Here is a 9,632-nt window from a genome sequence, read left to right on the forward strand (position 1 = left end):
GCGATGCCGTGCTCGGCGAGCCTGCGCCGCCCCTCGGGGGTGATGCGGTCCGTCGTCCAGGGCGGTGTGAGGACCTGCCGGACGCGGCCGTCGGGATGGCCGCAGGCGGCCAGGACGTCCCGTACGGCGGCGGTGATCTCGGGCAGCGCGGGGCAGCCCAGGTAGGTGGGCGTGATCTCCACCTCCAGCACGCCGTCGGTGCCCGGGGTGACGGAACCCACCACGCCGAGGTCGCCGAGGCCGATCACCGGAAGCTCCGGGTCGGGAAGCGCCGCCACCCGCTCGCGCACCTCCTGGGGGGAACGGCGGGAGGTGTCCGGTACGGGCCCGCTCACCAGGTGCCCCCGGGGAACTGCCGCCGCACCGACTGCAGTTCGGCGATCAGCGGCCCGAACTCCTCGGTGTGCAGTCCCGAGCGGCCTCCCGTGGCCGACCAGGCGGGCGTCGGCACGGTGAGACCCGCCTCGGTGACGACCTCGGTGACGCGCCCGAGCCACGTCTCGCGCAGCGGTGCCGGGGAGGGCACCGTGCCGGAAGCGGCGAGGCGGCGTACCACCTCGTCCTCCTCGAAGAGTTCGGCGGTGTACGGCCACACACGTTCCAGGCCGTCCCGCATACGGCGGGCGCTCTCCTCGGTGCCGCGTCCCAGCGTCACCGTCCAGCGGTCGGCGTGCAGCCGGTGGAAGGCGACCTCCTTGGCGGCGCGGGCCCCGAACGCGGCGAGGTCGGGGTCGGCGCAGTGCGCGAGGGTCTCGTAGGAGAGGACGGCGTAGTGGGTGTAGGCGAGTTGCCGGGCCACGGTCGCCGCGAAGTCGCCGTTGGGGAGTTCGGTCAGCAGGGCGTTGGTGAACTCGCGGTCCGAACGGCCGTAGGCGAGGTCGTCCTCGGTGCGGCCGGTGCCGTCGAGCCGTCCGGCGCGGGTGAGCAGGGCGCGGGCGTGGCCGATCAGGTCGAGGGCGATGTTCGACAGGGCCAGGTCCTCGTCGATGGTCGGCGCGCGGGTGATCCACTGGCACAGCCGCTGTCCGAGGACGAGCGCGTCGTCGCCGAGGCGCAGGAGGTACCGGGCCAGGTCGGGGGCGGCGGACGGCTGTTCGCCCGGCAGGGGGTCCGGACGCCGCACCACCGGGGCGTCACTCGTGATGCTCACCTTCGGGGCCTTTCTCGGTCAGCGGCGCGAAGTGCTCGGGGTACCGGTACGGCTTGTGGCGGGCGCCCGCGAAGTACGGGTCGCGTTCGTCCGGGGAGGCCGTGTGCACGGCGTCGGAGCGGACCACCCACAGCGACAGCGGTTCGCCCCGGCGCGTGTACAGGTCGCGGGCCGCGGCCAGCGCCGCGTCCGGGCCGGCCGCGCGCACCGACCCCACGTGCTGGTGGGCCAGGCCCCGCCGGCTGCGCAGGAAGACCTCCCAGGACGCCGGCGCGCCCTCCCGTGTCCCGCTCATTCGTCCTCTCCTCCCGTCCCGTCCGTCCGGGCGGCGTACGCGGCGGCGGCCTCCCTGACCCAGGCGCCGTCCTCGTGCGCGGCCCGGCGGTGCGCGATGCGCTGCCGCGCCCAGTGGGTGTCGTCGCCCAGTGCCTCGCGGTAGGTGTCCCAGTCGATCGGGGTGAAGTCGTAGTGGCCACGCTCCTCGTTCCAGCGGATCGCCGGGTCGGGCAGCGTCAGGCCGAGGCGTTCGGCCTGCGGGACGCAGCTGTCGACGAAACGCTGGCGCAGCTCGTCATTGGTGTGGCGCTTGATGCCCCAGGCCATCGCCCGGCGGGAGACGGCGGCGCCCAGTGCGGCGGTCCGCGCGTCGGCGCCGCCCGCCTCGGTGTCGGGCGGACCGAACATCAGCGCCACGGCCGGCAGCCACCAGCGGTTCACCGCGTCCTGCGCCATCGCCTTCTGCTCGGGTGTCCCCTCGCACAGGGCGCGCATCAGGTCGTAGCCCTGCCGGACGTGGAACGCCTCCTCCTGGCAGACGCGGCGCATCGCCCGGGCGTACGGCCCGTAGGAGGTGCGGCACAGGGGCGCCTGGTTGATGACGGCGGCGCCGTCCGTCAGCCACGCGATGGCCCCGGTGTCCGCCCAGGTGAGCGCGGGGTGGTTGAAGGTGGCGGAGGCGCGCTGTTGTCCGCGGTGCAGGGCGTCCAGCAGGGCGGCGCGGTCCACGCCGAGCGTCTCGGCGGCGGAGTACAGGTACAGGCCGTGGCCGGCCTCGTCCTGGACCTTGGCGATGAGGACCGACTTGCGGTGCAGGGACGGGGCGCGGGTGAGCCAGGCGCCCTCCGGCTGCATGCCGATGATCTCGGAGTGGGCGTGCTGGGCGATCTGGCGGACCAGCATGCGGCGGTATCCGTCGGGCATCCAGTCGCGCGGTTCGATGGTTTCACCGGCGGCGACGAGCGCGTCGAAGTGCGCGAGCAGGTCGCCCTCGTCCACGGCGGGGGCGGTGGTCGGCGCGGTCACCGGGCACCGCCCGGGCATCGGGTGACCGCCACGGCGGTGCGGCCGGCCGGGTCACCGTGCTGCGGGCACCGTCCCGGGGTCCGGGCCCGTACCGGCTGCCTGGGCACGCGCATCACTCCTTCGGTTCGGGACCGCCCGCGCGGGGCCGGGCGGAGCGGGGGGCTTCGTTGCGGTAAGAGGCCGGGGGCGCGGCCCGGCTATCCCCGCCGCACACGGTTCGGGCGCGTGACAAAGCTCACGGGCCGGCCCGGGGAGTGCGCCCCGGCCGCGCCCGCCTCTTCAGGGGGTGACACTCGTACACCGCGCGGCGGCCGGCACGCCGAGGCGAAAGGGGAAACCATGAGCATCATCAGGGAGTTGCTGGTCGAACTCACCGGCACGGCCGAGTACGCCGGCCAGGTCGGCGACGACGTCGACCTGGCCGCCAGCGGCATCGACTCCGGGGATCTGGTCCGCCTCGTGCTGCTCGTGGAGCAGCGGCTCGGCGTGGAGATCACCGCCGAGGACATGGAAGGGCTGCGCACGATCGCCGACTACGAGCGTTTCGTGGCCGAGCGTTCGGTCGCCGGTGCGAGCGGCGGTGCGTGATGTGGCTGACGCAGCTGCTGGAGCGCGGCCGCCAGTGCTGGCCCGAGCGGACCGCCCTGATCGACGAGGAACGCAGGGTCACCTGGGCCCAGTTGCACGACCGCACTCTGCAACTGGCGCGCGGGCTGGCCGAGCTGGGCATCGAGCGGGGTGACCGGGTCGCCGTGCTCGCCAAGGACCGGATCGAGGTCCTGGAGAGCTACTTCGCGCTGGCCCGGCTCGGCGCGCTGTTCGTGCCGCTGAACCACAGCCTGGCCGAGCCCGAGGTCGCCGGGATCGTCGAACGCGTCGGCGCGGTCGCCGTCATCGGGGAGTCGGAGCTGCTGGACCGGCACCCCGAGCTGCCGGCGTCGGTGCGGATCCGGCTGGCCCTGGACAAGCCCGCCTTCGCGGCGCTGGGCACCCTGGCCGGCGAGCGGGAGCTGCCGCGGGTCGCCGACACCGACCCGATCGCCGTCCTGCACACCTCGGCGACCACCGGGCAGGCCAAGGGGGTCACCGTCGACAGCGGGTCGTTCCGCGCGATCGCCCTCGGCTGGCTGGTGATGGCCCGCCCCACCGACGGCATCGTCATGGTCAACTGCTGCCCGCTGTACCACGGCAGCATGGTCGTGTCCCTGACCTATCTGGCGGCCGGCGCCACGGTCGTGCTGATGCCCGGTTTCACCCCGCAGCGGGCGCTGTCCGCGGTGGAGCGGCACCGGGCCACGCACATGTGGCTGGTGCCGCAGATGCTGCGCTTCATGCTCCAGGCCAAGGGGTCCCACCGCACCGACCTGTCCTCCCTGCGGGAGATCCTGTACGGCGCCGCCCCCATGCCGCTCGACGTCTACGCCGACGCGGTCCAGCGGCTCGGCTGCGGCTTCCGGCAGGTGTACGGCATGACCGAGGTGGGCGGCCCGTTCGTCACGCTCGGCCCCGACGAGCACCCCGCCCCCGGGGACGTCGCCGCCCGCATCCCGTGCGGCCGGGTCGTGCCGGGCATGTCCGCCCGCGCGGTGGACGAGCGCGGCCGGGAGCTGCCGCGCGGCGAGATCGGCGAGATCGTGGTGCGCGGGCCGGGCGTCATGCAGGGCTACTGGAACGACCCGGAGGCCACCCGCGAGATCACCCTCGACGGGTGGATCAGGACGGGCGACCTCGGCTTCGTCGACGACGAGGGCCGCATCAGCCTGGTGGACCGCACGAAGGACGTCATCATCCGCGCGGGCCAGAACGTCTACCCCTCGGAGATCGAGCGCGCCCTGATGTCCCACCCGGCGGTCCGGGACGCGGCGGTCGTCGGGATGCCCGACGAGGACTACGGCGAGGTGCCGCTGGCGTACGTCGCCCTGGAGCCGGGCGCGGAGGCGGGCGCGGCGGCACTGCTCGCGCATGTCGCGGGGCTGCTCGCGCCGTACAAGCGTCCGCGGCGGGTGGAGTTCATCGAGCAGGTGCCCCGCAACCCCGCCGGGAAGATCGTCAAGAAGCTGCTGCGGGTGTGAGCGTGCGCGGCGGGCGGCGGGCGGCGACGACCGGGCGCCCCGCGCGTCCCGGGCCGGCCGCGGCGGAGGTGCCGTGGCCGGCCCGGGACGGTCGGCAGCCCGCGTGGCCGGCAGGCGATGAGCCCGCGTGGGCGGCAGGCGATGAGCCCGAGTGGGCGGCAGGCGATGAGCCCGCGTGGGCGGCAGGCGATGACGTGGCCGCGCTGCGGCCGCTGCTTGCCGCCGCGGGGCTCGGGCTGGGCGTCGCGGCCGTCTCGGAGCCGGGCCCGCAGCCGGCCGGGCCCGCCGAGGCGGCCGCGGCTGCGTCGATGCCGCCGAGGCGCCGGCTGGAGTTCCTCGCCGGCCGGCGGGCCGCCCGGCGGGCGTTGCGCGCGGTGGGCCTGGACTGCGGGGAGATCCCCCGCTCGGGGCGGCTGCCGGTGTTCCCGCCGGGCCGGGCGGCGTCGATCTCGCACAGCGCGGGCCTCGCCGTCGCCGTGGCCCGCGCCCCGGGCCGGGAGCTGCCGCTCGGCTGCGACCTGGAGCTGCGGCCCCTCCCCCGCGGCGCGGCCCGGCTGGTGCTGCGCGCGGACGAGGAGCCGCTGCTCGATGACGGGGGGACTCCGCCCGGTGCGGGCGCGGCCTGGTCGGTGACCGAGCTGTTCTCGGCCAAGGAGGCCGCGTGGAAGGCCCTGGCCGGACCGGAGGGCGAGCCCCCTGCCGGGCCGGCGGGGAGCCTTCGCGACCTGCGGGCGTGCCCCGACGGGGCCGGCCTGCGCGTCTGTCTGCGCACCGATCCCGCCCACGCCGTGCGGGTGCGGGTGGTGCGCGTCGGAACTGGTGTGTTCAGCTACGTCGTCAGCCGGGCCGGCGGCCGCGGCTGACCGGGCTTCCCGTCCCCGGCGCGCCGGGGACGGGAAGCTTCTTCGTTACGGGTCAGCGCTCCGGCGTGCCGCCGCCGTCCCGGTAGGAACGCCGCACCGTGTCGGCGGCCTTGTCGGTCTTGGCGTCGTACTTGTCGCCGGTCCGCTCGTCGACCATGCGCTCGGCGCCGGACACGCCCTTGTCGGCCTGGTCGGGGTGGCCCTTGGCCATCTGCTTGGCCTTGTTCATCATGTCGCCCAGCTTGCCCATGGGTACCTCCGGGGTGCGCGTGCGTCGTCGTACTCCGCCGCAGTACCCCTCTGGCCGTGGGTGAATCACGCCCGGTCGCCCACCCGGGCGGCCATGTTTCCCGCCGGGTGCCGGTTGTCGTGGATGAGCTGGTGGGCGAGGCCGATCTCCTCGAAATCGAAGGTGCGGGACAGGCACGGGTCGATGATGCCCTGGTCGATCAGCCGGGTGACCTCCCGTGCCTCACGGGCGGTGGCGACGTGCGAGCCCTGGAGGCGCTTCTGCCGCATCCACAGGAAGCGCAGGTCGACGTCGCCGTTGTAGCCCGTGGTGCCGCCGCACAGGACGACCATGCCGCCGTTGTCGCACAGGTACAGGGACGTGGGGATGGTGTCGGCGCCGGAGTGCTCCAGCACGATGCGCGGGCTGCGGCGCTCGCCGAGCACCTCCCAGAAGGCCCGCCCGAAGGCCCGGGCCCCCGACAGCCAGCGGCCCATCGCCTCGTCGTCGTAGGTGTCCGGCAGCCGCCCCCAGTGATCGAACCGGCGCCTGTCGATCCAGCCCTCGGCACCCAGTTTGAGGCAGAACTCGCCGCGCTCCTCGCTGGAGACGACCGCGACGGGGATGCCGCCGACGTGCCGGACGAGCTGGATGGCGATGGAGCCGAGGCCGCCGGCGCCGCCCCAGATCAGCACCGGGTCGCCGGGGCGCACCGTGTGCGGGGGCCAGCCGAAGAGCTGGCGGTAGGCGGTGGCGGCGGTCGCCATGTAGCAGGCGGACTCCGCCCAGGACAGCCGGGCGGGCTTGGGGTGGCACATGTAGTCGTCGACGACGGCGAACTGGGCGAAGGAGCCGTAGTTCTCCTCGTAGCCCCACACCCGCTGGCTGGTGGACCAGGTGGGGTCGCCGCCGAGGCGGATGTCCTCGGCCTTCTCGTCCCAGCGGTTGGCGAGCACGACGACCTCGTCGCCGAGCCGCACCCCGCGGACGTCCTCGCCGACCGCCCAGACGATCCCGGACAGGTCGGAGCCGCCGATGTGGAAGTCCTCGGTGGCGCCCGCCTTCTGGCGGGCGGCGATCACGTCGAGCGGCGAACCCAGCGCCGCCCAGACGTTGTTGTAGTTGATGCCGGCGGCCATCACCTTCACCAGGACCTGGCCCCGGCCCACGGGCGGGACGTCGACCACCTCGGTCCGGAAGGCGTCGACGGGCAGTCCGTAGCGCTCACGGCGGATGAGCGAGGCGTACATCTTCTTCGGTACGGTGCCGATCTCGGGCGCGTCGCCGAGCTCGTAGAGGTCCTGGGTCGCTCTCACGCTGGTTCTCCTCAAGCCGGTTCACGGGGAAGGGGGTGTGGAGGCCCGGTCGCCGAGGCCGCGCAGGACCTTGGCGACGGCCTCGCCGATGCGGGCGATCGGCTCGGGTTCGGTCATCTCGTAGTGGCCGCACGGCACGTGGTGGTCGTGGAGGGTGCCGTCGACGTGGGGCCGCCAGCTGTCGGCCTTGCCGGGCAGCACCGCCAGGTCCGCCGGGAAGTCGGTGGGCTGCTCCTCGGCCGCGCTGAAGAACAGCACGTCACCGTGGTAGACACCGGGGGCGAACTGGGGCGCGATGCGCAGGTTGTTGCGCATGACGGCGGCGATGGCGGCGGCCTCGGCGCGGGTGACGGGGGCGCTCGCCGGGTCGGCCGTGACACGGGCGTCGATCCGGTCCAGGACGCTCTCCACGGGAGCCCCCGTGTCGACGGGGAGGCCGGCCACCCTCGACAGCAGGGCCGCCACCTGGCGTTCGGCCGCTTCGGGGTCGTGGGCGGTGCCGTGCGGCTGGGGGGCGTCGAGCATGGCGAGGAGTTCGACGCGCTCGCCGTCCCGCTGGAGCGCGCAGGCCATCGCGTGGGCGACGAATCCGCCGTAGGACCAGCCGAGCAGCCGGTAGGGGCCGTGCGGCTGCACCTCGCGCACCAGGCCGAGGTAGTGGGCGACCATGGCGGCGGCGTCCGGCGCGGGCGGCCGGGTGCCGTCGAGGCCGGCCGCCTGGATGCCGTAGACGGGCTGGTCGCCGCCGAGGTGGGGCAGCAGGCCGGTGTAGCGCCAGGAGACGCCGGCGCCGGGGTGGACGCAGAACAGGGGCGTGGCGGTGCCCTCGGCGCGCAGCGGCAGCAGCGGCCCGAGAGCGGTGGGGGCGGACTCCGGCGTCTGGCCGCCCCGCTCGCCGGCCGCGGCGAGGACGCCGGCCACGGTGGGCGCGGCCAGCAGGGTCGCCGCCGGGACGTCGAGGACGCCGGCCTCGCGCAGCCTGCCCACCAGCAGCACGGCGCGCATCGAGTCGCCGCCGAGGTCGAAGAAGTTGTCGTGCAGGCCGATGCCGCCGATGCCGAGGGTGTCCTCCCAGAGCCGGGTGACCTCCCGTTCGCGCTCGGTGCGCGGCGGTACGTGCTCCGTGGTCAGCCGGGGCCGCGGGGCGAGCCCGGGAGCGGACTCCGCCGTGGCCGGCGTGTCGTCGGGGGTGGCGCGGGTGCCGGGGGCGTCGATCCAGTGGCGCCGGCGTTCGAAGGCGTAGGGGGGCAGCGGGGCCCGCCGGGGCGTGCCCGGCACCGGCGGCAGGGCGCTGTCCACGCCCGCGCTCCACAGCCGTCCCAGGGCCTCGGCGAGGACGAACCCGTCGGACGCCCCGGCCTTGGCGTGCCGCATGGTGGTCACCGTCACCGGCGCCGCGTCGGCGAGCCGGCCGGTGGCGAGCTTGGTCAGGGTGTCGCCCGGGCCGATCTCCACGAGGACGGGGTGCAGGCGGTCCCACAGGGCGGCGATGCCGTCGGCGAACCGCACGGTGTCGCGGGTGTGGTCGAGCCAGTGCCGTACGGAGGTCGCCTGGGCGTCGGTGACCCAGGTGCCGGTGACGTTGGTGACGTACGGGATGCGCGGCGGGCGCAGAGTGACCTGGCGCAGGTGGGTCTCGTAGGCCGGCAGGACCGGGTCCAGGACGTGGGAGTGGGCGGCGACGGGGATGCGCAGGCGGCGGAACGGGACGCCCCGGCGGGTCAGTTCCGCCTCGAAGCGCGCGACGGCGTCGAGGTGTCCGGCCACGGTGCACGCGCCGGGGCCGTTGACGGCGGCCAGGGACAGGCCGTCGTCGAGCAGCGGGCGGATCTCCTCGGCCGGGGCGGCGACGCCGACGGTGGCACCGCCGGCGGAGCTGATGAGCCGGATGCGTTCGGTGACCAGGGGCAGCATGTCCGCCAGGTCGATGACACCGGCCAGGCAGGCGGCCGTGTACTCGCCGAGCGAGTGGCCGATCAGCGCGTCGGGGCGGACGCCCGACTCGATGAGCGTGCGGGCCAGGGCGTACTCGGTGACCACGAGCCCGAGGAACGCGGCGGTGTCGTCGGGCCGCCGCTCCTCGAAGAGGGCGGTGCGCAGGTCGGCGCCGAGGACGGGGCGCAGGATGCGGGCGCACTCGTCGACGGTGTCCCGGTAGACGGTGTGGTCGCGGTACAGCTCGGCGCCCATGCCGGGGTACTGGGTGCCGCCGCCCGGCAGCAGGAACGCCACGCGGGCCGGGTCGTCGGAGAGCGGCGGAGTGACGGGGGCGGCGGAGCGCAGCGCGTCGAGGGCCTCCTCGCGGGTGGCCGCCGTGACGGTGAGGCGGTGGCGCAGCGCGGGCCGGTCGGTGCGCAGGGAGTGCGCGACGTCGTCGAGGCGCAGGCCGGGGCGGCGTTCGAGGTGCCGGGCGAGTGCCTCGGCCTGGCCGCGCAGGGCGCCGGCGGTGCGCGCGGACAGGGGCAGCACCAGGCGGCGGGCGTGGCCTCCTCCAGGACGACGTGGGCGTTGGTGCCGCCGATGCCGAAGGCGCTGACGGCGGCCCGGCGCGGGTGGTCGGCCGCGGGCCAGTCCTCCAGTGCGGTGGGCACGCGGAAGGGGCTCGCGTCGAAGTCGATGAGCGGGTTGGGGCGGTCGAAGTGCAGGCTCGGCGGGATCTGCCGGTGTTCGAGGGCCAGCACCGCCTTGCTGAGTCCGGCG

10 protein-coding genes and 1 pseudogene are annotated in these 9,632 nt (G+C 75.1%); 3 read left to right on the forward strand and 8 right to left on the reverse strand.

Translation table 11 applies throughout. The features are described from left to right. The 4 genes from CCN42_RS12635 to paaA all read right to left on the reverse strand — a co-directional run. Positions 1–335, reverse strand: a 335-nt coding sequence (locus CCN42_RS12635; protein WP_086735457.1) for an iron-sulfur cluster assembly protein, incomplete at its 3' end; no start/stop codon positions are given. Next, positions 332–1,105, reverse strand: a complete 774-nt coding sequence (gene paaC, locus CCN42_RS12640; RefSeq protein ID WP_211294688.1) for a 1,2-phenylacetyl-CoA epoxidase subunit PaaC — start codon at positions 1,103–1,105, stop codon at positions 332–334. The genes paaC and CCN42_RS12635, both read right to left, overlap by 4 nt. A gap of 28 nt (positions 1,106–1,133) precedes the next feature. Beyond that, positions 1,134–1,445, reverse strand: a complete 312-nt coding sequence (paaB, locus tag CCN42_RS12645; protein ID WP_086735443.1) for a 1,2-phenylacetyl-CoA epoxidase subunit PaaB — start codon at positions 1,443–1,445, stop codon at positions 1,134–1,136. Further along, on the reverse strand, positions 1,442–2,470 hold the full coding sequence (gene paaA / locus CCN42_RS12650) for a 1,2-phenylacetyl-CoA epoxidase subunit PaaA (RefSeq protein ID WP_245877255.1): 1,029 nt from the start codon (positions 2,468–2,470) through the stop codon (positions 1,442–1,444). The genes paaB and paaA overlap by 4 nt, the downstream gene beginning before the upstream one ends. A gap of 321 nt (positions 2,471–2,791) precedes the next feature. Between paaA and CCN42_RS12655 the strand changes: the two genes are divergently transcribed. From CCN42_RS12655 to CCN42_RS12665, 3 genes are all read left to right on the forward strand, one after another. Then, positions 2,792–3,040: an acyl carrier protein gene (locus tag CCN42_RS12655; protein WP_086735447.1), complete on the forward strand. Its 249-nt coding sequence runs from the start codon at positions 2,792–2,794 to the stop codon at positions 3,038–3,040. After that, the gene (locus CCN42_RS12660; RefSeq protein WP_086735449.1) at positions 3,040–4,524 is read left to right on the forward strand and encodes a class I adenylate-forming enzyme family protein; all 1,485 of its coding nucleotides are present in this window, start codon (positions 3,040–3,042) and stop codon (positions 4,522–4,524) included. Before CCN42_RS12655 ends, CCN42_RS12660 begins: the two co-directional genes overlap by 1 nt. A gap of 194 nt (positions 4,525–4,718) precedes the next feature. Beyond that, entirely contained in the window at positions 4,719–5,387 is a 669-nt protein-coding gene (locus CCN42_RS12665) for an enterobactin synthetase (protein WP_086735451.1), read from the forward strand. 52 nt (positions 5,388–5,439) lie between these two features. Here the strand turns inward: CCN42_RS12665 and CCN42_RS12670 are convergent, their stop codons facing one another. The 4 genes and pseudogenes from CCN42_RS12670 to CCN42_RS45870 form a co-directional block, all read right to left on the reverse strand. Continuing rightward, entirely contained in the window at positions 5,440–5,637 is a 198-nt protein-coding gene (locus CCN42_RS12670) for an antitoxin (protein ID WP_086735453.1), read from the reverse strand. A gap of 65 nt (positions 5,638–5,702) precedes the next feature. Further along, positions 5,703–6,932: a crotonyl-CoA carboxylase/reductase gene (ccrA, locus tag CCN42_RS12675; protein WP_086735455.1), complete on the reverse strand. Its 1,230-nt coding sequence runs from the start codon at positions 6,930–6,932 to the stop codon at positions 5,703–5,705. A gap of 21 nt (positions 6,933–6,953) precedes the next feature. Beyond that, on the reverse strand, positions 6,954–9,401 hold the full coding sequence (locus tag CCN42_RS12680; protein WP_245877256.1) for an alpha/beta fold hydrolase: 2,448 nt from the start codon (positions 9,399–9,401) through the stop codon (positions 6,954–6,956). A gap of 65 nt (positions 9,402–9,466) precedes the next feature. After that, positions 9,467–9,613, reverse strand: a pseudogene (locus CCN42_RS45870) (hypothetical protein); the annotation flags it as partial. Between the last annotated feature and the right edge of the window lie 19 nt (positions 9,614–9,632).

It is taken from the genome of Streptomyces glaucescens, from assembly GCF_002154375.1.
Lineage (GTDB): Bacteria > Actinomycetota > Actinomycetes > Streptomycetales > Streptomycetaceae > Streptomyces > Streptomyces glaucescens.

Excerpts from the sequence above, each read along its gene's own strand:
- paaB (WP_086735443.1), bottom strand. The coding sequence starts at position 1,445 with ATGAGCGGGACACGGGAGGGCGCGCCGGCGTCCTGGGAGGTCTTCCTG.
- paaA (WP_245877255.1), bottom strand. The coding sequence starts at position 2,470 with ATGCCCGGGCGGTGCCCGGTGACCGCGCCGACCACCGCCCCCGCCGTG.
- CCN42_RS12655 (WP_086735447.1), top strand. The coding sequence starts at position 2,792 with ATGAGCATCATCAGGGAGTTGCTGGTCGAACTCACCGGCACGGCCGAG.
- CCN42_RS12660 (WP_086735449.1), top strand. The coding sequence starts at position 3,040 with ATGTGGCTGACGCAGCTGCTGGAGCGCGGCCGCCAGTGCTGGCCCGAG.
- CCN42_RS12670 (WP_086735453.1), bottom strand. The coding sequence starts at position 5,637 with ATGGGCAAGCTGGGCGACATGATGAACAAGGCCAAGCAGATGGCCAAG.